24 protein-coding genes and 3 pseudogenes are annotated in these 22,924 nt (G+C 68.4%); 16 read left to right on the top strand and 11 right to left on the bottom strand.

The genetic code is table 11. The features are described from left to right. The first annotated feature begins 41 nt into the window (after positions 1 to 41). From F6X51_RS10190 to F6X51_RS10180, 3 genes are all read left to right on the top strand, one after another. Positions 42 to 1,664, top strand: coding sequence for an ABC-F family ATP-binding cassette domain-containing protein (locus F6X51_RS10190; RefSeq protein ID WP_150963184.1), 1,623 nt, complete (start codon positions 42 to 44; stop codon positions 1,662 to 1,664). A 175-nt stretch (positions 1,665 to 1,839) separates the two neighbouring features. Beyond that, complete coding sequence (locus F6X51_RS10185) at positions 1,840 to 2,730, top strand: 3'-5' exonuclease (RefSeq protein WP_150963182.1); 891 nt, start codon at positions 1,840 to 1,842, stop codon at positions 2,728 to 2,730. A gap of 128 nt (positions 2,731 to 2,858) precedes the next feature. Then, entirely contained in the window at positions 2,859 to 3,125 is a 267-nt protein-coding gene (locus F6X51_RS10180; protein WP_150963180.1) for a hypothetical protein, read from the top strand. Between the two features lie 86 nt (positions 3,126 to 3,211). On the opposite strand, the gene F6X51_RS10175 is transcribed toward F6X51_RS10180, so the two are convergent. Then, entirely contained in the window at positions 3,212 to 3,571 is a 360-nt protein-coding gene (locus tag F6X51_RS10175) for a hypothetical protein (RefSeq protein ID WP_150963178.1), read from the bottom strand. A gap of 170 nt (positions 3,572 to 3,741) precedes the next feature. On the opposite strand from F6X51_RS10175, the gene F6X51_RS10170 reads away from it, so the two are divergent. The 3 genes from F6X51_RS10170 to F6X51_RS10160 all read left to right on the top strand — a co-directional run bounded on the left by F6X51_RS10170 (position 3,742) and on the right by F6X51_RS10160 (position 5,115). Further along, the gene (locus tag F6X51_RS10170; protein ID WP_210250298.1) at positions 3,742 to 4,044 is read left to right on the top strand and encodes a hypothetical protein; all 303 of its coding nucleotides are present in this window, start codon (positions 3,742 to 3,744) and stop codon (positions 4,042 to 4,044) included. 136 nt (positions 4,045 to 4,180) lie between these two features. After that, complete coding sequence (locus F6X51_RS10165) at positions 4,181 to 4,720, top strand: hypothetical protein (protein ID WP_150963174.1); 540 nt, start codon at positions 4,181 to 4,183, stop codon at positions 4,718 to 4,720. A 167-nt stretch (positions 4,721 to 4,887) separates the two neighbouring features. After that, entirely contained in the window at positions 4,888 to 5,115 is a 228-nt protein-coding gene (locus tag F6X51_RS10160; RefSeq protein ID WP_150963172.1) for a hypothetical protein, read from the top strand. Between the two features lie 21 nt (positions 5,116 to 5,136). Here F6X51_RS10160 and F6X51_RS10155 read toward each other — a convergent pair whose 3' ends face one another. Beyond that, positions 5,137 to 5,982, bottom strand: a complete 846-nt coding sequence (locus tag F6X51_RS10155; protein ID WP_150963170.1) for a transglutaminase-like domain-containing protein — start codon at positions 5,980 to 5,982, stop codon at positions 5,137 to 5,139. 664 nt (positions 5,983 to 6,646) lie between these two features. On the opposite strand from F6X51_RS10155, the gene F6X51_RS10150 reads away from it, so the two are divergent. The 6 genes and pseudogenes from F6X51_RS10150 (at position 6,647) to hydA (ending at position 11,283) form a co-directional block, all read left to right on the top strand. Beyond that, positions 6,647 to 7,069, top strand: coding sequence for a response regulator (locus F6X51_RS10150; RefSeq protein WP_150963168.1), 423 nt, complete (start codon positions 6,647 to 6,649; stop codon positions 7,067 to 7,069). Positions 7,070 to 7,216: 147 nt separating this feature from the next. Continuing rightward, a pseudogene (locus F6X51_RS10145) lies at positions 7,217 to 7,753 on the top strand (ABC transporter permease); the annotation flags it as partial. A gap of 2 nt (positions 7,754 to 7,755) precedes the next feature. Further along, on the top strand, positions 7,756 to 8,532 hold the full coding sequence (locus F6X51_RS10140) for an ABC transporter ATP-binding protein (protein WP_150963166.1): 777 nt from the start codon (positions 7,756 to 7,758) through the stop codon (positions 8,530 to 8,532). Beyond that, complete coding sequence (locus F6X51_RS10135; RefSeq protein WP_246696731.1) at positions 8,532 to 9,095, top strand: hypothetical protein; 564 nt, start codon at positions 8,532 to 8,534, stop codon at positions 9,093 to 9,095. Before F6X51_RS10140 ends, F6X51_RS10135 begins: the two co-directional genes overlap by 1 nt. An 11-nt stretch (positions 9,096 to 9,106) precedes the next feature. Continuing rightward, positions 9,107 to 9,875: pseudogene (locus F6X51_RS10130) on the top strand (aspartate/glutamate racemase family protein). Between the two features lie 10 nt (positions 9,876 to 9,885). Next, positions 9,886 to 11,283, top strand: a complete 1,398-nt coding sequence (hydA, locus tag F6X51_RS10125) for a dihydropyrimidinase (RefSeq protein ID WP_150963164.1) — start codon at positions 9,886 to 9,888, stop codon at positions 11,281 to 11,283. A 40-nt stretch (positions 11,284 to 11,323) separates the two neighbouring features. On the opposite strand, the gene F6X51_RS10120 is transcribed toward hydA, so the two are convergent. The 7 genes and pseudogenes from F6X51_RS10120 to F6X51_RS10090 all read right to left on the bottom strand — a co-directional run. Further along, positions 11,324 to 12,214, bottom strand: coding sequence for an ABC transporter permease (locus F6X51_RS10120; protein ID WP_150963162.1), 891 nt, complete (start codon positions 12,212 to 12,214; stop codon positions 11,324 to 11,326). A 4-nt stretch (positions 12,215 to 12,218) separates the two neighbouring features. Further along, entirely contained in the window at positions 12,219 to 13,160 is a 942-nt protein-coding gene (locus F6X51_RS10115; RefSeq protein WP_150963161.1) for an ABC transporter permease, read from the bottom strand. A 100-nt stretch (positions 13,161 to 13,260) separates the two neighbouring features. After that, on the bottom strand, positions 13,261 to 14,526 hold the full coding sequence (locus F6X51_RS10110) for an ABC transporter substrate-binding protein (RefSeq protein WP_150963159.1): 1,266 nt from the start codon (positions 14,524 to 14,526) through the stop codon (positions 13,261 to 13,263). Positions 14,527 to 14,568: 42 nt separating this feature from the next. Further along, on the bottom strand, positions 14,569 to 15,564 hold the full coding sequence (locus F6X51_RS10105; RefSeq protein ID WP_150963156.1) for an ABC transporter ATP-binding protein: 996 nt from the start codon (positions 15,562 to 15,564) through the stop codon (positions 14,569 to 14,571). Positions 15,565 to 15,721: 157 nt separating this feature from the next. Then, positions 15,722 to 16,447, bottom strand: a complete 726-nt coding sequence (locus tag F6X51_RS10100; RefSeq protein WP_150963154.1) for an aspartate/glutamate racemase family protein — start codon at positions 16,445 to 16,447, stop codon at positions 15,722 to 15,724. 154 nt (positions 16,448 to 16,601) lie between these two features. Continuing rightward, a complete protein-coding gene (locus F6X51_RS10095) occupies positions 16,602 to 17,027 on the bottom strand; it encodes a PAS domain-containing protein (RefSeq protein WP_150963152.1) in 426 nt (141 codons plus the stop codon). 47 nt (positions 17,028 to 17,074) lie between these two features. After that, a pseudogene (locus tag F6X51_RS10090) lies at positions 17,075 to 17,293 on the bottom strand (nitric oxide dioxygenase); the annotation flags it as partial. Between the two features lie 80 nt (positions 17,294 to 17,373). Here F6X51_RS10090 and F6X51_RS10085 point away from each other — a divergent pair. Further along, complete coding sequence (locus F6X51_RS10085; protein ID WP_150963150.1) at positions 17,374 to 17,844, top strand: Rrf2 family transcriptional regulator; 471 nt, start codon at positions 17,374 to 17,376, stop codon at positions 17,842 to 17,844. 199 nt (positions 17,845 to 18,043) lie between these two features. Here the strand turns inward: F6X51_RS10085 and F6X51_RS10080 are convergent, their stop codons facing one another. Beyond that, positions 18,044 to 18,265 (bottom strand): DUF2171 domain-containing protein, encoded by a 222-nt coding sequence (locus F6X51_RS10080; RefSeq protein WP_150963148.1) that lies wholly within the window; start codon positions 18,263 to 18,265, stop codon positions 18,044 to 18,046. Between the two features lie 26 nt (positions 18,266 to 18,291). Then, entirely contained in the window at positions 18,292 to 18,849 is a 558-nt protein-coding gene (locus F6X51_RS10075; protein WP_150963146.1) for a YciE/YciF ferroxidase family protein, read from the bottom strand. Between the two features lie 209 nt (positions 18,850 to 19,058). On the opposite strand from F6X51_RS10075, the gene F6X51_RS10070 reads away from it, so the two are divergent. The 3 genes from F6X51_RS10070 to F6X51_RS10060 all read left to right on the top strand — a co-directional run bounded on the left by F6X51_RS10070 (position 19,059) and on the right by F6X51_RS10060 (position 22,912). Further along, the gene (locus tag F6X51_RS10070) at positions 19,059 to 20,333 is read left to right on the top strand and encodes a GNAT family N-acetyltransferase (protein ID WP_150963144.1); all 1,275 of its coding nucleotides are present in this window, start codon (positions 19,059 to 19,061) and stop codon (positions 20,331 to 20,333) included. Positions 20,334 to 20,433: 100 nt separating this feature from the next. After that, complete coding sequence (locus F6X51_RS10065; RefSeq protein ID WP_150963143.1) at positions 20,434 to 21,315, top strand: cupin-like domain-containing protein; 882 nt, start codon at positions 20,434 to 20,436, stop codon at positions 21,313 to 21,315. A 73-nt stretch (positions 21,316 to 21,388) separates the two neighbouring features. Further along, positions 21,389 to 22,912 (top strand): lipopolysaccharide biosynthesis protein, encoded by a 1,524-nt coding sequence (locus tag F6X51_RS10060; protein WP_150963140.1) that lies wholly within the window; start codon positions 21,389 to 21,391, stop codon positions 22,910 to 22,912. Positions 22,913 to 22,924 lie beyond the last annotated feature (12 nt).

Here is a 22,924-nt window from a genome sequence, read left to right as displayed (position 1 = left end):
TGCCGTATGGGCGCGGGACAATCCCGAGGTCCCGCGCACGCATGATACGCCTGGAAAAGATCGGCAAGCAGAACGGCCGGCAGATCGTCTTCATCGAGGCCTCCGCCGCCCTCCAGAAGGGGGAGAAGATCGGCCTCGTCGGTCCGAACGGCGCCGGCAAGACCACCCTGTTCCGGATGATCACCGGCGAGGAGCAGCCGGACGAGGGCCAGGTCGCGGCCGAGCGCGGCATCACCATCGGGTATTTCAGCCAGGATGTCGGCGAGATGTCCGGCTGCAGCGTGCTCGCGGCGGTGATGGACGGCGCCGGCCCGGTGAGCGCGGTCGCGGCATCGCTGAAGGCGCTCGAGGCGGCCCTCGCCGACCCCGACTGGATGGACGAGATGGAGACCCTCATCGAGCAGTACGGCGAGGTCCAGGGGCGCTTCGAGGAACTCGGCGGCTACGCCCTGGAGGGCCGGGCGAGCGAGGTCCTGGCCGGCCTGAGCTTCACCCAGGAGATGATGGAGGGCGATGTCGGCGCCCTCTCGGGCGGCTGGAAGATGCGGGTCGCGCTCGCCCGCATCCTGCTGATGAACCCCGACGTCATGCTCCTCGACGAGCCGAGCAACCACCTCGATCTCGAGAGCCTGATCTGGCTCGAGACCTTCCTCAAGGGCTACGAGGGCGCGCTGCTGATGACCTCGCACGACCGCGAGTTCATGAACCGCATTGTCACCAAGATCGTCGAGATCGACGGCGGCGCCCTGACGACCTACTCGGGCGACTACGCCTTCTACGACCAGCAGCGCGCGCTGAACGAGACGCAGCAGCAGGCCCAGTTCGAGCGCCAGCAGGCGATGCTCGCCAAGGAGATCAAGTTCATCGAGCGCTTCAAGGCCCGCGCCTCCCACGCCGCGCAGGTGCAGAGCCGGGTGAAGAAGCTCGACAAGATCGAGCGCGTGGAGCCGCCCAAGCGCCGCCAGAGCGTCGCCTTCGAGTTCCAGCCGGCGCCCCGGTCCGGCGAGGACGTCGTCAGCCTGAAGAACGTGCACAAGCGCTACGGCAGCCGCCGGATCTACGAGGGGCTCGACTTCTCGGTGCGCCGCAAGGAGCGCTGGTGCGTGATGGGCATCAACGGCGCCGGCAAGTCGACCCTGCTGAAGCTGGTGACCGGCTCGACGCAGCCCGACGACGGCGCGGTGACGATCGGGGGCAGCGTCAAGCTCGGCTACTTCGCCCAGCACGCGATGGACCTCCTCGACGGCGACCGGACCATCTTCGGGTTCCTGGAGGATGCCTTCCCGCAAGCCGGCCAGGGCTCGCTGCGGGCGCTCGCGGGCTGCTTCGGGTTCTCGGGCGACGACGTGGAGAAGCGCTGCCGGGTGCTCTCGGGGGGCGAGAAGGCCCGCCTGGTGATGGCCAGGATGCTCTACGACCCGCCGAACTTCCTCGTCCTCGACGAGCCCACGAACCACCTCGACATGGGCACGAAGGAGATGCTGATCGGCGCCCTCTCGGGCTACGAGGGCACCATGCTGTTCGTCTCGCACGACCGGCACTTCCTCGCCGCCCTGTCGAACCGCGTCCTCGAACTCACCCCCGACGGCATCCACGCCTACGGGGGCGGCTACACCGAATACGTGGCGCGCACCGGGCAGGAGGCCCCGGGCCTGCGCGGCTGAGCGGCTGAGCGGGCCGCCGGCCCGCAAATGCCTGGGGATGCCGGCCCGCAAATGCCTGGGGATGCCGGCCCGGCGGCCCTGGCCTGACCCGAACCTTCGCGCCTAGGTTGTCGCGTTGCGCCGCCTCGCCCCGATGCGGGCGGCGCGGGCGAGACGCGGCGGGACGCGAGCGACGGTGACCGAACCCCTCGACGGCATTGCGAGCGTCCTGGAGAGCACGGGCGAGTACCGGGTGCTGCGCCGGCTCGGGCCCTTCGCGGGCTGCGGCGTGGTTCCGGACGAGCCGACCTTCATCGGGCTGATCCTCGACACCGAGACCACCGGGATCGACCACGCGACCGCCGAGGTGATCGAGCTCGGCATCATCAAGTTCGAGTACGGGGCGAGCGGCCGGGTCTACCGGGTGCTGGAGACCTTCAACCAGCTGCACCAGCCGCGCGGGCCGATCCCGCCGGAGATCACGCGGCTGACCGGCATCACCGACGCGGACGTCGCCGGGCAGCGGATCGACGACGCCGCCGTCCTGGCGCTCGCCGCCGACGCCGCCGTGGTGATCGCCCACAACGCGCGCTTCGACCGGCAGATGTGCGAGACGCGCTGGCCGGTCTTCGCCGAGAAGAACTGGGCCTGCTCCTGCCACCAGCTGCCCTGGCGCGAGGAGGGCCACGAGGGCCTGAAGCTCGGCTACCTGCTCGTCGATTACGGCTGCTTCCACAACGGCCACCGCGCCATCGACGATTGCCACGCCCTCCTGGCCCTCCTCGCCGCGCCGCTGCGCCGGTCCGGGCGCCTCGCCCTCGCCTGCCTGCTCGAGACCGCCCGCAAGCCCACCGTGCGGATCTGGGCGACGGGCTCGCCGATCGAGACCAAGGACGTGCTCAAGGCCCGCAGCTATCGCTGGAGCGGCCGGCGGCGCTGCTGGTACATCGACGTCGCGGAGGACCAGTTCGACATCGAGCGCAGCTTCCTCAGCCGCGAGGTGTTCCGGCGCGAGATCCGCGACCTGCCGGCGGACCGCATCACCGCGCGGGACCGGTTCTCGCTGCGGACGAATCCGGAGGCCTGAGCCCGCCGCGCGGGTCCTCGGTCAGGGAATATTGCGACCTTTTCGGCGCTCGGCCGTTGACGGGGCACGCTACCCCGGCGCGCACGGCGCGGCCGGACCCCTCGCAACCCCACCGGAAGGACATCCCGATGAAGCGCATCCTGATCGCCGCGACCCTGATTCTCTCACCCCTCGCCCTCGCCGCCTCCGCCCAGGCGCAAGGCACCGTGCGTGGGGCCGAGCGGGGCGTCGAGGACGGCAACCGCGCCGCCGGGCCGGTCGGCGGCGTCGTGGGCGGCGCCGTCGGCGCGGCCACCGGCACCGTCGGCGGCGTGCTCGGGGTCGACCCCGACCGCCGCGAGGAGCGGATCGAGCGCCGCGAGGAGCGCACCGTGCGCGAGCGCCGCGACCGCTGATCGCCGCATTCGGCCCCGGCCGACCCTCGATCGAAGGCCCGGACGGCACCCGCCGCCCGGGCCTTCTTCCGTCCGCGCCTCCTCCGTCATCTCCTGTGACCCGGCCGAAGCGAGCGGAAGAAGCCGATGACCTTACGGGCGACGGTCGGCCCGTCCGGATCGTGCGGGTCTTCGGGGTGGCCGGCCCCGCCCGCGGGACCCGGTCCCGCCCCGTCCCCCGCGCGCCGGCGCTCCTCGAAGAAGCGCGTCAGCAGCTCGAGGGCGAGGGGCGGCACCGGCTCGCCGTGCTCCTCGAGCAGGAGCGCCGCCTGCGCCAGGGCGGTCACGGTCTGGTCGGCGACCGGGCGCTGGAGCATCCGCTCCGCCAGGGCCTTCTCGGCGAGCTTCACCGCCAATTCGGACACCCTGGCGAGGCGTTCCGGGGAGGGTCTCTCAGTCGCGCTCATCGCTCGCGTCTCCTCCTGCAAATCACCACGCGCTCGGCCGGAGATCGCTGACGCGGATGGCAACCCACTTGAGGTCAAGGCTGCCGCTCCGCGTATGCTCTCAGGTAGATTGACCCCCGCGTCACCGACGGCAAGAACTCCGCCCACAGAAATCATCAGAGGTGGGCGGGGTGTCCGAGGCGGAGCCGATCTACACTTTCGAGACGATCAAGGGTTTCTTGCACTCCGGCGACCGGGTGCTGTTCTACAAGCCGCATCAATCGCTCGGATTCACGATCGACACGGACGAGCGCCTCGCGAGCGTGCACGCGCTGCTCGGGCGCGACCTCGGCCTGCGCTCCGCCGACATCAAGGAGACCTTCTGCAACGGCGACGGTTCGCAGATCATCGCGCGGATCGAGCACGCGGCGCGCGTCAAGCCGGCGACCCAGTACGGCAACGCCCTGATCTCGGTCCTCACCGCGGAGGGCTGAGGCGCGGAAATCCCCGTCCGGTGCTCGGCGGGCGGGGTTCGCCGCTCAAGTTCGCCGGGCACTTGCGCTATGTTAAGGACGTCCCGCGCGTCCGGGAGGATCCTCGAAATTGGGGGCGGCTACGGGGTAGGCCACCATGAACAAGTTCGACCACATCCTGAACTGGACGCTCCAGGCTGGCTCGCACGTGTTTCCGGGCGAGGACGGTGGAACCTGCATCAACGAGGCGGCGCTCGTGGCGGCGGGATTCCCCTATCGGCCCGTACGCTCGATCCTCGACATGCCGCCCTGCTTCTCGCGGCCGATCTGCAGCCTCGCGATGATGCTCAACGACGAGGCGAACGACACCGACCGTCAGCGCCTGATGCCCTTCGTGACGCGCCTCGCCTGCGCGGACACGCCGGAGGTCGAGCGCCGCCGGGCGGCCTTCATCGACTCGCAGGTGGGCTATCTCGGGCTCTATCCCCGGCACACCCGGTTCGAGCGGGGCCTGAAGGCGCTCGAGGGCGCCCTCGCCATCGGCCGGCAGGCGGAGGCGATCGGGTTCGAGGCGGCGCGCGGCCGCCTCGACGCGGCCCGGACCGAGCCGCCGCCGTCGAGCCCGCGCGGAGCCCAGTCGATCTCGGCCAAGCTGAAGGCCTGGCTCGGCGCCGCCCAGGGCGAGAGCGTCGGCTAGGCGTTGCGAGCGGGCGTCGCGGAAGGCGTCGGCGCGCCCGGTTGGACGCCGGGCCCGTCCGGTTTGACGCCGGGCCTGCCCGGCGTCCATCAAGGCGGGACAGGTTCCGGCGGGCGGTCGCGGTCGCCCGATCGGGACCGGTGTCACCGGATGACGGGCGGGGGCCGATGGCGGGAGCCGACGATTATCTGCGCCGGCTGCTCGATCGGGCGGCGGAGGAGGAGATGTTCCTGGAACGGCTCGGGCGCGCCGAGGAGGTCCGGCCGGACGCCGCGCCCGCCCTCTCGCTGATGATCACCCGCGAGCAGCGCGTGCGCCTGCGCGCGCTCGGCTTCACGGATCAGGACATCCACACCATGAGCCCGGCCGAGGCGCACCGGCATCTCGGTCTCTGACGGCCGGGCCGCCCGGCGCCCTCAGGCGGCGCGTTCGAGCACGAAGTCGCCCGCAACCTCGTCCGTATGCACCGTGAACTGGGCGAGCGGGGCGCGGCCGAAGCTCGTGGTGATGGCGCAATCGGTGGCGTCGCGCCCGTAGGCCATCACGATCCGGCCGATCCGGGGCGTGTTGTGGCGGGCATCGAAGGTGTACCAGCGCGGGCCCTGCGGGCCTTCGAGGAACACCTCGAACCAAGCCGAGAAATCCATCGGGTCCGGCACCGGCGGGATGCCGATATCGCCGAGGTAGCCGGTAGCGTAGCGGGCCGGGATGTTCATGCAGCGGCACAGGGTGATGGCGAGATGCGCGAAGTCGCGGCAGACGCCGACCTGCTGCGCGTGGCCGTCGGCGGCGCTGCGGGTCTCGTCGGCCTGCAGGTAGTCGAAGCGGAGCCGCCCGTGGGCGTAGTCCACGATGGCCTGGACCCGGGCCCAGCCCTCCGGGGTCCCGCCGAACAGAGACCAGGCGGTTGCCGAGAGCTTGTCGGTGTCGCAGTAGCGCGAGCCGAGCAGGAATTGCAGCACGGCGTCGGGTAGGTCCTGCACCGGGATCTGCCGGGCCCCCTGCTCGACCGCGTCCGGTGCGCCGGAATCCTCGATCACGAAATCGGCCGACATCGCGATCCGGCCGCCGGGGGCGACGATCCGGGTGCGCAGGTTCCCGAACTCGTCCCGGTGCTGCGAGGCCTCGACCGGCGGATCGAAGCTGATGCGCTCCGGCGTGACGAGATCGGCCTGGCGCTCCGGCCGGACGTTCAGCAGCAGCAGCATCGGCGTCGGGCCGAACGTGTCGAACGCGATGGTGTAGCCGGTCCGAATGCGCATGGTCGCCGCCCGCTCACGATATGTTAAACGCTTAAACATCTATACGCGCGAACGTTCCGGCCGCGGCTGCCTCGTTGTTGGACATCTGCGCAAGAATTGGAGGCATCTGCGCCAGTTGATCGGCGTTTCCCCCGACGCCCGCGGCACCTCACGCTGTTGTGACCAGAGCGGCGTCGCCGGCGTTGCGGGAGGATGCGCCGCCACGGCGCGGCCGCGCCGGACCGGAAAGCCCGATGGCGTCGACGCCCGCCCCGCGCCAGCCCGCCCCGGTTCCGCCTCCGGCGACCTCCGGCATGCGCGGGCCTCGCGCTCCGGCGGTCGGCGCATGGCTGGTCGGCCGTCCAGCATCTTGGCCGCGACGGGGTCCTGACCCCCGGTGCCCGCAATCCTGCGGAGCGTCGTCCTCGCCGCCGCCGTCGATCGCCTCGGGCGCGTCCGCTTCGGCCGCGGCGCGAGGCCGGACGAAGGGTCCCGCGCGACGCCGGCTGACATGGAGCATTGGCGACCGGTTGGGCAGGCCGGTGATCATTACTGAGGCAGTATCGGCGGCGGGTCGGCATTTTTGTCCGAAGTCCTGCGAATATTGATTGTGACCAGCGCCGTTAACACAACGTTAACGCTTTTATAAGGTAATGTGTTTACTGTTTTTCCAAGGGTGGGTTCCGTGGCACATCGACATCGCCAACCTCAGGTGCTGCTCCTGTCGGGTGACGAACTCACGCGGCTCCTGACCACGAGCGGGCTCGAAGGCTACGGATACGAGGTGCGCAGCGCGCGCACCGCGGCCGAGGCCGAGGCGATCCTGCGCGACGAGGAGGCCCTGCGCCACATCCACGTCCTGGTGACGGATGCCGACGTGCGCGACGCGAGCGACGGCCTCGCTTTGGCGTCGCTGGCCCGCCGGCTCCGGCCCTCGATCCACGTGATCTACACGGCGCGCCAGCCGCACCGGATCTCCGCCGCCCACAAGGTCGCGGGGGCACCCTGCCTGCGCACGCCCTACCACCCGCACCAACTCGCCGGCATCATCAGCGGCCTGCAGGCGACCGTGGCGCCGAGCGGCGGCCAGAGCCAGAAGGCGGCCTGATCCCCGTCCTGCCCGCCGCCCGGACCGCGTCCGCCACCACCCCGACATTGCCCGCCACGATGCCCGCCGGGTCGGCGCGTTCCCGGGCCGCATCCGCGGTGATCGCCGCGCCGATCACCAGCGTGTCGACCGGATGGGCGGCGAGGTTCGATCGGCTGGTCGCGATCCATCGAGAAGTCGGTCGAGCCGACCCTGCAGATGCTCCGCCCGATCCCGCCGGTCTCATGGATTCCCCTCGCCATCATCTGGTTCGGCATCGCCGACAGGCCGGCGATCTTCCTGGTCTTTCTCGGAGCCTTCTTCCCGATCCTGATGAACACCATCCACGGGGTTTGGACGATCGACCGGAACCTCGTTCGGGCCGCATCCATGATGGGCGCCAACGAGCGGCAGTTTCTCTGGAACGTCGTCGTTCCGGCCGCCCTCCCCTCGATCTTCGCAGGCCTACGCATCGCTATCGGCTCGGCCTGGATGCTGACGGTCAGGGCCGAGATGGTCGCGGTGAAAAGCGGCGTCGGCTACGTACTGTGGGACTCCTATTACTTCCTCCGCTACGACATGGTCATTCCCGCGATGGTCTCGATCGGCCTGCTCGGATACCTGTCGGATTGGGCGATCAAGGGGCTGATGGGCAGCATCCTGCGCTGGCAGAGGACCACCACCGTCCAGGGCCGGGAGGGCTGACCATGGCCGAGATCGCCATCCGCAACGTCACCAAGGCCTTCCACGACCGGGCCCGCTCCCAGGATGTGCTGGCCGTCGACACCGTGAACCTGACGATTGCCGACCATGACTTCGTCTGCCTGCTTGGGCCCTCCGGTTGCGGGAAGTCGACGCTCCTCAACATGATCGCGGGTTTCGAGAAGCCGAGCAGCGGCTTGATCGAGGTCGCCGGCACGCGGGTCGAGCGCCCATGCGCCGACCGCGGCGTGGTCTTTCAGCAGCCGACCTTGATGCCGTGGCTCGACGTTGCCGACAACGTGCCTTTTCACCTGAAGCTGAAGGGCGTCGGCCGGAAGGAGCGGCGCGAGCGGGCGCAATCCTTCATCGACCTCGTCGGCCTGACCGGCTTCGAGCGGCACTTTCCGTCGGAACTCTCGGGAGGCATGAATCAGCGCGTCGGCATCGCCCGGGCGCTTCTGATGAACCCGCGGGTGATCCTGATGGATGAGCCCTTCGCGGCCCTCGATGCCCAGACCAAGATGGAGATGCAGGAGGAACTGGTGCGGATCTGGGAGCGCATCCGCTGCACCATCGTGTTCGTCAGCCACAGCGTCGACGAGGCCCTGGTGCTGGGGAGCCGGGTTGCCGTGATGACGCGCCGGCCGGGCCGCATCCGCGACGATTTCGCCTTCGACCTCCCGCGCCCGCGCGACGTTACCCGCCCCGCCTTCAACGACGCCAAGCGCCGGGTGCTCTCGCTCATCCGGGACGAGGCGACGACGTCCCGCCGGGCGGCCTGATGTCCGGCCCGGAGATGTTCGGTGACGCGACGCCCGACGGACCGGCGTTGCGTCTCGGCATGCTGACGCCATTATCGAACACGGTGCTGGAGCCGATGATGGCAGCGCTCGCCGCCGACCTGCCGGGGACGAGCGTCCATTTCGGCCGCTTCCGGGTGACCGAGATCGCCCTGTCCGAGACTGCACTCGGTCAGTTTTCCCTCGCACGGATGACGGAGGCGGCCGAACTCCTCGGCCACGCACGCGTCGATGCGATCGCCTGGAACGGGACTTCGGCGGCTTGGCTTGGCTTCGCCCGCGACGAGGCGCTCTGCGCCGCGATCCAATCGACGACGGGTATCCCGAGCACGACCTCGGTCCTTGCGTTTCGCGACCTGTTCCGCGCGACGGGCGCCCGCCGGATCGCACCGTTCCTCGAACGCGAATTCGGCTTGCCGGTCTACGTTTCCATCGCCGCCACCCTCTGGGGCAGCCTTGCTCTCCTCGGGAAGGACGCCCGAGGGCTCGCCGCGTGGGGCAGCATGTTCGCGATTTCGCCCGCGTCCGGCCGCCACGCGCGCTGAGAGTTGAACCGTTGCGCCTCCTCCTCCTCAATCCCAACACCTCGCAGGACATGACCGAGCGCATGCTCGTCGTGGCGCGGGCGGTAGCTTCTCCGGGCACCACCATCGTCCCGGTCACCGCGTCCCGCGGGATGCCCTACATCGCCAGCCGGGCCGAGGCGCAGATCGGCGGCGCCATCGCTCTGGAGATGATCGCGGAGCACCACGACGCCGTCGACGCCGTGGTGATCGCGGCCTTCGGTGACCCGGGCCTGCTCGGGGCGCGCGAACTCTTCGATATCCCGATCGTCGGGATGGCCGAGGCCGCGATGCTGAGCGCCTGCATGCTCGGGCGGCGCTTCGGCATCGTCACCTTCGCGCGCCCTCGGGCCCTGGTACGAGGACTGCGTCGCGATGCACGGTCTCGCGAGCCGCTGCGCCGGGATCCGAATGCTCGACATGCCGGTGCGCACCGTCGCGACGGTGCAGGAGGGCAGCGAAGACCTTCTCGTCGAGTTGTCGGCGCGGAGCATCGCGGCGGATCAGGCCGATGTGGTGATCCTCCCCGGCGCGCCGCTGGCGGGCCTTGCCCGGCGGGTTGCGCACCGAATCCCGGTCCCGGTCATCGATCAGGTCGCGGCCGCCGTGAAGCAGGCGGAAGCCCTCGTCGCGCTGCGCCCACGCAAGGCCACTACCGGCACCTTCAGCCGACCGCCCGCCAAGTCCGCCATCGGATTGCCGCTGCCGCTGGCCGAGCGGATCGCTCATACCAACGAACCGATCGCGCTTCGGGCCCTGTGAGACACAGACCATGACCGAACTTGATCTCGCCATCCGGGGCGCCACCGTGGTCACGGCCTCCGAATCGGTGCGGGCCGATATCGGCATCCGCGGCGGCCGCATCGTCGCCCTCGCGGATACCCTCGAAGGTGCCCCGCGCGAGATCGACGCGAGGGGCCTCCTCGCCCTCCCCGGCGGCATCGACAGCCATGTTCATATCGCGCAACCCTCCGGCCCCGGCATCGTCATGGCGGATGATTTCGCATCGGCCACGGCGGCTGCGGCCGCCGGCGGAAACACCCTGGTGATGCCCTTCGCGCTTCAGGCGCGGGGCACATCGCTGCGCGCGGCAGTCGAATCCTACCGGGCCCTCGCGGAGGGCCGATGCCACGTCGACGTGGCGATGCACATGATCGTCTCGGACGCCTCGCCGAACGTGCTTGGCCAGGAGCTGCCCTCCCTCGTCAAGGACGGGTACACCTCCTTCAAGGTCTTCATGACCTACGACGACCTCGTGCTCAGCGATAGGGACCTGCTGCAGGTCTTCGACGTGGCCCGGCGCGAGGGCGCCCTGGTGATGGTCCACTGCGAGGGCTACGATGCCATCCGGTTCCTCACCGAGCGCCTGGAGCGCGAGGGCCGCACGGCACCCTATTACCACGCGGTATCGCGGCCCGAGATCGTCGAGCGGGAGGCGGCCCATCGGGCGATCAGCCACGCCGAACTCGTCGACGTGCCGATCATGATCGTGCATGTCTCCGGGCGCGAGGCGATGGAGCAGGTGCGCTGGGCCCAGAGCCGAGGCCTCAAGGTCCATGCCGAAACCTGCCCGCAATACATCACGCTGACGGCCGAGGACCTGCGCGACGCGGGCCTCGAGATGAGCGGCGCGAAATACGTCTGCTCGCCGCCGCCCCGCGACCGCGACAGCCATGCGGCCATCTGGGAAGGCCTCACGCAGGGGGTGTTCCAGACCTTCTCGTCCGACCACTGCCCGTTCCGCTACGACAGCCCCGAGGGCAAGCTGACCCCCCGCGGCCGGACCTCCTTCCGCTGGGTGCCGAATGGGATCCCGGGCATCGAGACGCGCCTGCCGATCCTGTTCTCCGAAGGCGTCTCGAAGGGGCGGATCAGCCTGCAGCGCTTCGTCGAGTTGTCGTCGACGAACCATGCGCGCATCTACGGCCTGGCGCGCAAGGGCTCGATCGCCGTGGGATACGATGCCGACATCGCCCTTTGGGACCCGAACCGTCGGGAGACGATCCGCCAGGAGATCCTGCATCACGGCGCCGATTACACGCCCTGGGAAGGGTTCGAGGTCGTCGGCTGGCCCGTTTCCACGATCCTGCGGGGCGAGGTGATCGCCGAGGCGGGCCGTGTCATCGGAGCGCCGGGCCAGGGCCGGATCCTCGACCGGCAGCCTCGCTGAGAGAGCCCACAGCGTCACGGGCGAGCCGGGCGAAGGGCCGTCAGAGCTTGAGCGGTCCGCGGCGCGCCCGGCGGCGCTGAAGCCAGAGCACGGTGCAGAGGGCGGAGGCGATGACGACGGCCGAGACGGCGGTCGTCAGCGTGCCGAGGGCGTAGATCTCCGGCGTCGTCACGGTCGTGGTCAGGCCCTGGAGCTCCAGCGGCAGGGTGTTGCGTCCCCCGATCGCCTGGCTGGTCCGCGCCAGCTCGTCGAAGGAGAGGGTGAAGCCGAACAGGGCGACGCCGACAAGGGAGGGCGCGAGGATCGGCACCACGACGTGGGTGAGCGTCTGCGCACCGGTGGCGCCGAGATCACGCGCCGCCTCCTCATAGGCCGGGTCGAAGCGGTTGAAGACCGCGAACATGATCAGGAGGCCGAAGGGCAGCGTCCAGGTCAAGTGCGCGCCGAGGGCCGAGGTGTAGAGCCCCATCGCGGTGCCGTGGTCCTGGAGAAACGGCCAGCCCGTCGCTGTGGCGAGCGCCTTGATGCCGTCGTCGATCACCCGGAACTCCAGGCCGATGCCGAGGGAGACGACGATCGAGGGCACGATCAGGCTCGCGACCGCGAGAGTGAACAGGAGGTTGGAGCCCCGAAAACCCTTGCGGAAGGCAAGGCCCGCGAAGAAGGCGAGCAACACCGTCAGCGCCATGGCAACGAGGCCGAGCCGGAGGGATCGCCCGAAGGCAGCCCAGATGTCGACCACGCCGACGCCGGCCCAGAGGCGCGAGAACCAGTGCGTCGAGACCCCGTTCAGCGGGAAGGTCAGGCCGCCCTGCGGCCCCTGGAAGCTGAGCACGAGGATCGTCAATGTCGGGCCGTAGAGGAACAGCACGAACAGCGCGAAGAACGCTGCCAGAAGGTAGAACGAGAGGGTACGGGGACGGTCGCTCACGCGCTCACAGCTCCCGGCGCAGGTCGATGATGCGGGTCAGGCCGAGGATCATCAGCATCACCGCGCCGAGCAGCACCATCGCGTTGGCCGCGGCGGCCGGGAACTGCAGATACGACATCTGAACCTGGATGACCTTGCCGACCGAGGCGATCTGCTGCCCGCCCATGACGCCGACGGTCACGAAATCGCCCATCACGAGGGTGACGACGAAGATCGACCCGATGGCGATGCCCGGTTTGCAGAGGGGAATGACCACGTTCGCCAGCGTCTGCCAGCCCGTGGCACCCGCGTCGTAGGAGGCCTCGATCAGCGCACGGTCGATCCGTGCCATGCTGTTGAAGATCGGCACGATCATGAAGACGGTGTAGAGGTGCACGAAGGCGAGCGTGACGGAGAAGTTCGAGTAGAGCAGCCCCTCGATTGGAGATTTGGTCAGGCCAAGGCTCTGCAGCGTGTCGTTGACGAGCCCGTTGCGTCCGAGGAGGGGGATCCACGAGATCATCCGGATCACGTTCGAGGTCCAGAACGGGATCGTGCAGATCAGGAACAGCACCGTCTGGGTCGTGCGCGAGCGGACGTGGAATGCCAGAAAGTAGGCCACCGTGAAGCCGATCAGCAGGGTGCAGACCCAGGTCAGCGCACAGAACTTCAGCGTCGACAGGTAGGTCCGCACCGTGGTGCAGAGATCGCTGCCGTTGAGGCAGCCCTCGAAGACGTCGCGGTAGTTCTGCAGCGTGAAGGCCGGCACGATCTCGTACTCGTTGTATTCCCAGAAGCTGACCATCAAGGTCAGCAGCAATGGGATCGCGAGGAAGATCAGGAACACGAGCGCCATCGGCGCCGCCTGCAGGTAGGTCAGGCGCCGCCGCCGCCGCTCGCCCGCATTGAGGCTGGTCCGCGGCTTGTCGGCGGCGAGCGCTGGCGCGGGCAGGACGATCTCGGTCATCGGGCTCTCCCCGGCGCTGCACAGAGGCACAGGACCCGAGCGCCGCGACTTGGCGCCCAGTCGCGTCGCGCGTGGCAGGCGCGGCGATGCGGTGCCGCGCTCACGCGGCGATGAACTCGTTCCACTTGCGGACCATGTAGGTGTTCTCGTCCATCACCGCGTTCCAGCAGGCGACCGAGCCCATGCGCGCCTCGAAGGAACCGCCGTCGCGCGTTGCGCCGGCCTTCTCGAGGACCGAGCCGTCCGGACCCTTGATGTCCTTCTCGGCCGCCTTGCCCTCCATCCAGTAGGCCCACTCGTAGGGTTCCATATGCGCCTTGGCGGTCTCCAGCACCGCGGAGTAGTAGCCCTGCCGGTTGAGGTAAGCTCCGGCCCAGCCCGAGAGGAACCAGTTGACGAAGTCGTAGGCGGCATCGAGCTTGCGCCCGCTCAGCGTCTTCGGCAGGCCGAAGCCCGAGGCCCAGGCGCGGTAGCCCTCCTTCAACGGCTGGTAGACGCAGGGCACCCCCTGCGAGCGGACCTTGGTGACGGCGGGCGACCACATCGACTGGATCACGGTCTCGCCGGACGCCATCAGGTTCACGGACTCGTTGAAGTCCTGCCAGAAGGCCCGAAACTGTCCCGCGCGCTTGGCCTCGATGAGGAGTTTGATGGTGCGGTCGATTTCCGCCTTCGTCATGTTTCCCTTGTCGCCGTAGGTGTAGTCGCCCGTCGCCTCCACCACCATCGCGGCGTCCATGATGCCGATCGACGGGATGTTGAGGATCGACGCGCGTCCCTTGAACTCGGGGTTCAGCAGTTCCTTCCAACTCCCGATCGGCCGTTTGATCAGGTCGGGACGGATGCCGAGGGTGTCGGCGTTGTAAGTCGTGGGGATCAGGGTGATCCACTCGGTGGTGGAACTCGCGAAGGTCTTTCCAGTCTGGCCCTCCAGGTAGAAGACCTTCTTCGGCGCCGTGCCCTGGTCTCCGATCGTCTTGCCGGCGACCTCGCCCTTGGTGAACACGCTGGTGATCTTGTCGGCGAGCTTGATGCGCTTGGCATCCATGCCGAGGATATTGCCCGAGGGAATGATCTTCTTCAGGCTGAAGAACTCGGTGTCGACCAGATCGAACGAGTTCGGCTGCGTCACCACGCGCTTGGTCACCTCGTCGGTGACCACCGGGATGTATTCGATGGTGATGCCGAGATCCTCCTTCACCTTCCGAGCGATCTCGGCCGATTGGTTCACGGCCGTTCCGAGGTAGCGGAGCGTCACGGGCTCCGCCGCGTGGATCGCCGGAAATCCGGTGATCGGCCCGGCGCCGAGCGCCAGTCCGGCCCCCTTCAGGAAGGTGCGCCGGTTCGGTGTGGTGATCTCGCTCATGCGGGTGTTTCCCCTGGCTTGTTCTGCGCGAAAGGTTTGATGTCAGGCATCGAGCCGGTGTGCGGCGGCCTCGTCCCAGCCGACCGGGACGGTATCGCCGAGGGCGAGCGGGCGCGCGGCGAAAGCGTGATCGCTCAGCACCGCGGTGAGTGCCGAGGAACCGTCGGCCGGCCTCTCGATCCCATCGGCATCGAGGCCGACCAAGACGCTGGTCCCCTGGTACTCGACCGCGACCACCCGCGCCGGACGAGCCCCCTCGCCGGCATCCTCACCGAGGCGCATCCGGTCGGTGCGGACCGCGATGGGGCCTTCGGGGAGGCCGATCACGTTGTGACCGCCGATGAAGCGCGCGACGAACGCGGTCGCCGGGCGCTCGAACACCGTGCGCGGATCGGCGGCCTGCTCGATCCGTCCACCCTTCATCACCACGACGAGGTCGGAGAGGGCCATCGCCTCCTCCTGACTGTGCGTGACGTGGATGAAGGTGAGACCGAGTTCCGCCTGGATCCGCTTCAGTTCGACCCGCATCCGGACGCGCAGGAACGGATCGAGGGCGGAGAGCGGCTCATCGAGGAGGAGGACCTTCGGGCCCGTGACCAGGGCGCGGGCAAGCGCCACGCGCTGCTGCTGGCCGCCGGAGAGCTGGGCGGGCAGGCGTTCGGCCAGATGCTCCATCTGCACGAGGCTCAACATCTTCATAGCCTTGGCCTGCCGCTCGGCCTTGGCGATCCCGCGCATCTTCAGGCTGAAGGCGACGTTGTCCCGGCAGTTCAAGTGCGGGAAGAGCGCGTAGCTCTGGAACATCATCGCGGTGCCGCGCTCGGCAGGCGGTGCGTCGCCAACGGAATACGGCCCGATCACGACATCGCCACTCGACACGGCCTCATGCCCGCCGATCATCCGCAGCGTCGTGGTTTTGCCGCAGCCGGACGGCCCCAGGAGGCAGCAATAGGCCCCGGACGGGATCTTCAGATCGATCGCGTCCACGGCGAGGGTTTCGCCGTAGCGCTTGGTCAGACGGATCAGCTCGACATCCATGCGGTGCTCCCTGCGCTCTCGCGAGCAAGGGGCGGGCCAGAACCTTGGCCACTGCGGCGTTTCTGCCTCCGGCGAGGCATCTTCGGGGCAGCCGGCATCGGGGCCGCCGCGTGACGCGTGCATCCGGGCTCGGTCGGTCCGAGCCCGGATGCACGCGTCACGCACCACCGAGCATCCGCGACAACGGGCCCGACAGTCCAGCGGTTTCGACGATGATCCGGGGCGGTGGCGGCTCGATCCGGGAGGCGGCCGCGATCACCGCGCGCGTGCCTGCCTCGACCGAGCAGATCACCGGCACCGGAACCGCGGGCTGGATGCGCTCCACCATTCCCGCGAGCGCCGCACCACCGAGGATGACGGTCTCCGCCCCGGTCTCCACCGCGCAGGCGCAACAGGCGGCGGCGAGGTGGGTCAGGGCGGCTTCGGGGTCGCGGGCGATCTCTCCCCCGGTCTGCGTGATCGTTCTCACCCCGGCAAATTGCTCCGAGAGCCCGAGTGTCGCGACGATTTCGCCGAGGATCGGCTGCCACAGGGCGCCGCCGGTGACGATGCCGAAGCGTCGATCGCCGGCGGCCGCCGCTCGGCAGGAGGCCTCGACCATGCCGACGACCGGCACCGCCGAGACCTCCTGCAAGGCGGACAGGCCCGGATCGCCGAAGCAGGCGAGAAAGACGGCATCGTGGCCATTCGCATGCTCGGCAAGGCATTCGAGGGCAGCATGCCCCGCGATCGTGAGGGCCGCGCGGCTCGCGATGTAGCGCGCCCCGAACCGGGCGGTGACCGGCTCGAACGCCGCACTCCCGCCCGCGATGCGCCGCACATGCCCTGTCACCAGGTCGGTGACGCTCTCGCTCGTATTCGGATTGATCAGGAGGATGCGCATGATTCAGCTGCCTCGGACTTCGCTCTGCCGGCCCGACACGCATCGCGAAGGATACGCCAGGAGCGGAGCCCGATCTCGATGCCAGTCTCAACGCACCGAAGCCAGTGCCGGAAGCAGCGTCCTGACGAGAGCGCGGACGGCTCGGCGCTCCCGGCTAGCCTGAGCGGTTCGCCAGTTGCTGGCGCAGGGCCTTCATCTCGGCGAATCGCACGGTCACGTCGCGCATGACTGCGACCACTCCGGTCATGGTGCCCTGCTCATCCTTGAGCGGAACGATGGTGAATTCGAGCGAGATCTGGCGCCCATCCTTGCAGATGCCGGGGACGGACAGGAGAGCGCCTTCGCCGTAGCGGCTCTCTCCGGTCGCCATGGTCTTGCGATAGCCGTCCCAATGCCGCGCCCGCAGGCGCTCGGGCGTGATGATGTCGAGGGACTGACCGAGAGCCTCGGCCTCGCTATAGCCGAAGATGCGCTCGGCACCGGGATTCCAGACGCAGATGGTGCCGTCGCTGTCGGAGGCGATCACCGCGTCGGCGGACGCGGCCAGGATGGCGTCCGCGACGATGCGGGCGATGGGCATGCGGGTTCTCCTCGCGTCGGGGCGCCGCTGCGATCTGGAGCGGCGCATCAGGGGGTGCAGGCAGCCTGCCTGTCGTCCTCGATCAACGCGTCGGCCGGGCCGAGGAACTCGAAGCGGATTCGCTCGGCCGGCACGCCGTGGCGCAGAAATCCAGGGACGAGTGCGCCGAGGAACGGCTTCGGGCCGCAAAGATAGTAGGTCGCTGCGTCGCGGGGCGTCTGTGCCGCCAACCATTCCGCGGTGATCCGGCCTTCGGCATCGACGTCGCATCTTCTATGTGGCTCGTCGCAAAGGTGCAACTCGCGTATATCTTCAGATCTCGCTTCGAACGTCGCCCGGATCGCCGATGCGCCTGACCCGCTACACGGACTACGCCCTCCGCACGCTGATCTATCTCGGTCTCCACGAGCCGCAGCAGAGCTCGATCGCGCAGATCGCGCGCGCCTACGGCATCTCTGAAAATCATCTGACGAAGGTGGTGCATCAGCTCGGACGCCTCGGCCTGGTGAGAACGAGCCGGGGACGCGGTGGTGGCCTTCGCCTCGGCAAACCGCCCGGGGAGATCGTGGTCGGCGCCGTGGTGCGCCAGACGGAGGACGATCTGGCTCTGGTCGAGTGCTTCGCGACCGGCGCCTGCGCGATCACGGCGCCGTGTCGGCTCAAGCACGTCCTCGGCGAGGCGCTGGCGGCTTTCCTCGCAGTGCTCGATCGCTACACGCTCGCGGATCTCCTCGGCGACGACGCGGGTCCGGAGATCGCGCAGCTCCTCGGGATCCCGCTGTCGCCTGGAGGACGCAGCTTGCCGGAACACGTCTGAATCGCCGAGGCCGGGTCGCTGCCTAACCCTGATCGCCAGATCGAAGCGCGCGACCGGAACGCCCTCTCGGCGTGGATGCTGCGGATCGGGTGCCTGGGTGCCGCGTCTTTCCGCAATGCGATGTCCCGGCCATGCCTGCTCGATGTGAGAGGGGCCACCCGCGGGCGGCCCCTCCTTGAACCCATGAGTGATCGTCGTCTCAGTGGGCGACAGCCTCCTCGTCCTCCGCCTCGGGGGCGGTTAGGTTCAGGCGGACCACTCCATCGGCAATTGCCGCGATCGAGTCGACGTGAAGACAATGGTGACGGCCCTGCGCGTCCGGGTCGGTCTTGGTCGGCTTGATGCGTTGATCCTCGAGATGATCCACCGTACCGACATGCCCCCCGTCGGATCCGACGACCGGCATCTGCTCCTGAATCATGCTGAGCTCGACCCTACTGAACCCCCTCAGGCGGCCCGGGGTTTCGCGCTGCCTTTGGCCTTGGCACCAGTGTTCGCATCCGCGTCCGCGCCCTCATCACCCGAGAGATTGATGCGTTCGGCAATCTGCGTCAGGAGCGCATCGGCCTTCTTCTCCTCCTGAAGGGTCTGATCGAGGAGCTTGGCGGCATCGGCGTATCCGAGCTGCGTCGCCCAGGTCTTCAGCGTGCCGTAGCGGGCAATCTCATAATGCTCGACGGCCTGGGCGCAGGCCGCGAGAACCGCATCAGCCGCCGGGCTGTCGGCAAAATCCTCGAGATCCTCTTCCATCTCGCTGGTGATGCCCTGCATCGCCTCGCAGGTCTTCGCCCGCGCGGGCTTTCCAACCAGCTCGAACACCTCCTGCAAGCGCTCGACCTGCGCCGCGCTCTCCTCGGCATGGGTCTCGAAGGCTTGCCGCAACTCGTCGTGCTCCGCTGCCTTGGCCGACTTCTTAAGCGCTTTCACTGACTGTTTTTCCGCGTAGTACACGTCCTTCAGCGTCTCATAGAACGCGTCGTGCAAGGTCTTTTGCTTGGTTGCCATGTTATCGTGTCCCATAAATACTGGTTCAGCGTGGTCGCTGTTGGAAAGCCGCGTGAGCCGTGACATCAGAACGTCTCGCGCCGAGCCCGGCTCCGTAAATTTCGGTGTGCATGTGCCGGGAAATCTCGGGAACAAACGTTGCGCCACAGGCATGAAACGCCCGCCTTTTTGGGAACCGAGGATCGCCGAAACGCGCGCTTAAGCCCGGGATGCTAATCGCCCGCAACGTTCGAGCGGGATGGCAGGCTGATGACGCAGTTCGAGGCGGGGTTACGGCCGTGTGGAGCGACGTGGCCGAGGATGCATCGACCGGGTGCAGAGGTCGAGGCCTTCGCGTGAGCGTAGCCCTCACAGCTGAGATCCTGGAGGTGGAGGCCGCCGCCGAGCATGCCGCGCGCTGGCGTGACCTGGCGGCCCGCGCCCTCGAGCCCAACCCGTTCTTCGCACCCGATCTCGCGATCCCCGGGCTCCGCCATCTGCCCGAGGGGCGCCGCGGCTCGGTCGTGATGGTCTGGCGCGGGGAGGAGCGCCGCGACCTCGTCGGCGTCCTGCCGATCGTCGGGATCGGGGCGCGCTACCTCGCGCCCCTTCCGGCGCGTCAGGCCGCGGCGTTCTACGGCACGATCAGCACGCCCTTGCTCGGCGCCGAAGCGCCGGATGCGACCCTCGCGGCAATGCTCGCATCGCTTGGACAGCGCGGAATCCACGCGCTCCACCTCCCGTATCTGCACGAGGGCGGACAGGTTGACGCGGTACTGGCCAAGCTCGAAGCGGATGCGGGCGTTCGTCGGGTTCGCATCGACGGGTTCCGACGCGCCTTCCTTCAGAGCGCGCTTCCGGGTTCGGATTACATGCGGGCGACTTTGGAGACCCGGCGGCGCAAGGAGGCCGATCGCCAACGACGCCGCCTCGCCGACATCGGGTCCCTGACCTTTCGTGTCGCACGAGGCCCGCTGGAGATCGCTGCCGCAGTCGAACTGTTCCTCGATCTCGAGGCGTTAGGCTGGAAGGGCCGCGAGGGCACGGACCTCAAGACGGCGCCGGGCTCCGCGGCGTTTCTCCGCGATGCCGCGGCGGGTCTTGCTGCCCACGACGCCATCCGGATCGCGATTCTCAGCCTCGACGAGCGCCCGATCGCGGCCGGCCTCGTGCTCACCGCGCAGAATCGCGCCTACTATACCAAGACCTGTTACGCCGAGGATCTCGGGCGGTTCTCGCCCGGTTTCCTCCTTACCCTCGATCTCACCGCCCATCTCCTCGACGATCCTGCCCTCGCGAGCGCCGATTCCATCGCGATTGCTGATCATCCGATGATCGATCGGCTCTGGGTCGAGCGGTTTCCCGTGATGTCGATACTGGTTGAGACCGGGCCTGCTTTCGGACTCGTGGCCGGAGCCGAGCGCCTGCGGGAGACCATCCGTCAACGAAGTCGCGCTTTCCGGACTGGAATCCGGGCGTGGCGCTCATCGCGGAATAAAGGTTAAAATTCGATAATCCCATCCTGATGGAGCGGAGCCATTGTTCGGCAGGTGCCGGAAAGTTAGGTCTGTCCTGAAGAATCCAAGCTTCCAAGGGCCCGGCAACATGGCTAGCCAGATCGACGTCTCGGCACAGGATCTGTCCGACTTCCCGAAGGTGCCCTTCGGGATCCGGCACAATCTGGCGAACAACCCGCTGCTGTCGCTCGATCGCTTGATCGAATTGGCCGCCAGCATGCCGCGCGACAGCATCGAGTACAATTCCGGCAAGGTCGGCATCGACCAGAACCCCGAGACGGTGCCGCTGATCGACATGGATCCCGTCGAGGTGGTCCGCCGGATCCGCGAGGCGAATGCCTGGCTGGTTCTCAAGCGCGTCGAGCGCGACCCGGCCTACGGCGCGCTCCTGACCGAGGTGCTCGATCGCTTCGCGCGCGATCTCGGCCATGCCAACGCCGCTGCCGCTGGCTTCACGAATATCGAGGGCTTCGTCTTCGTATCCTCGCCGAACGCGACGACGCCGTTCCACTCCGACCCGGAGGACAATTTCTTCGTCCAGGTCCACGGTGAGAAGTTCTTCCACATCATCGACAACCAGGATGGCGGGGTGGTTTCCGCCGCCGAGATGGAATTCGCGCCCGACGCACATCGCAATCACGCCTACAAGCCGGAGTTCGAGGCGCGGGCGCGGGTGTTCAGCATGAATGCGGGCGACGGCTGCTTCGTGCCCTATCAATGGCCGCACTGGGTCCGCACCGGCGCGACGTACTCGATCTCGATGGCGATTACCTGGAAGTCGACCGAAGTGAAGCGGCGTAACCGCCTGCTCTTCGTCAATGCCATGTTGCGCAGGGCGGGCATGCCGCAGCCCGCGCCCGGGCGACGCCCGGCGCTCGACGCCGTGAAGGTCGCTGCCTACACGGGGTTGCGCGCTGCGATCGAGCCGCTGCGGCGGGTGCAGGGCCTGCGGGCGCAGCACGGCAAGTGAGGGGACGCCGGCGGACCGCACCACGCGCGCCGGCCCGAGCGGTGTCGGCGGAATCAGTCAGCCGGATGGGTCGATGGTGAGGGCGGTTGCGGAGGCGGGAGCGCCCGGCGCGGAAGGCGCCCCAGAGGGGAGCCGGCGCGGACCGACGCGTCGCCTCGCTGGCCTGTTCGGCAGTTCCGGAATCGGAGCCTATCTGCGGGTTGCCGCCTTCGGGTCTGGCGCCCGCATGTTCGGGCTCGCCTCGCAATTCGTCGTATTGATCCTCCTGAGCCGGGTCCTGTCGAAGGCCGGCTTCGGCGAGATGATGATCGCGTTCGGGATCTATCGCGTCATCGGAACGGCCCTCGGTGTCGGCGGCTCCCTCGTCCTGCTGTTTCACATCTCGCGCCATCCTGAAGACAGGGCGGCCGAGATTCGCCTTCACCGGTTCACCGCCCTGATCACCGGCGCAGCGTCCTGTCTCCTTGCCCTGATCGGCGCGCGCGAAGCGGGCTTGATCGCCACTGCCCTGAACAAGCCCGCGCTCGCGGATTGGATGGTCCTGCTCGCCCCCTTCGCGGTGTTCAGCACGCTTCTGGTGGTCGCCACCGGGGCACTCGAAGGCCGCTCCCGGGTCTCGGAATCGATCCTGGTCGGCGAGGTGGCACCGAGCGCGGCCCGCATCGTGCTCCTGCCCCTCGTGGCCTTCCTGGCGTTGCCAGAGAGTACGGTGGCCCACGTCCTCACCCTCTCGGTCTTACTGCCGTGGCTCTGGGCATCGCGACGGATCTGGGCGCGGGAGATTCCGGGGATGCGTGCCTGGACAAGGTGGGATTATCAGTACTGCGCGAAGTTCGTCGGCGCGACACTCTTCGCCAACCAGCTCGGCGCGATCGACCTCGTCGTCGCGGGCGCTCTGTTCCCGTCGGCGGTCGTGGCCGATTATGCGGTGGCGTCGCGCATCGCGGCACTCTACGCCTTCTTCCAGCTCATCCTGCTGAAGCGCTTCGCGCCCCTGGCCGGGCACCTGCTGCAGGCGGAGGACGATGCGGCCTTGCGGCGCGACACCGGCCTGTGCCGCAGCCTGACCATCGGCTGCACGGCCCTGACCATCGCCGGCATCCTCGCCGTCGCCCCCTATGTCCTGCCGCTCTTCGGTGGGTTCGGAGGGGCGATGACCTTCCTGGTCTGGCTCGCCGTGCCCTCCTTCGTCACCTCTTTCTACGCAACCTCCGACCGGCTGCTCGTCATTGCCGGCAAGGCCGACGTGCTTCTCGGGCTGACCGTATCGTCCTTCCTGCTGCTCGCGCTCTCGCCGTACCTGACAGCTCCCTGGATCGGCTCGGCCGCGATCCCGGCGGCGATGATCCTGTCGGCGCTGGCGCTGAACCCGATCGTCGCTGTCTACGCCCAGCGCCTGTACGGCGTCGTGACGATCCGGCCCATCGACATCGGGACCATCGCGATCGTCTGCCTCACGCTCGGTTATCACGCCCACGCGACCTCATTGGTCTCGACGCTCGCCGCCTGCCTCGTTCTCGCCATCGTCGGCACAGCGTTCCTGCTCTCGGCGGGCGGGACGGGCTGGAGCCTAAAGAGCCTGCGCCGGCGCGCTTGAGATCGGGCGGGT

Origin of the sequence: Methylobacterium planeticum, assembly GCF_008806345.1 — a bacterium.
GTDB classification, from domain to species: domain Bacteria; phylum Pseudomonadota; class Alphaproteobacteria; order Rhizobiales; family Beijerinckiaceae; genus Methylobacterium; species Methylobacterium planeticum.
This window is presented reverse-complemented; position numbering and strand designations above follow the sequence as displayed.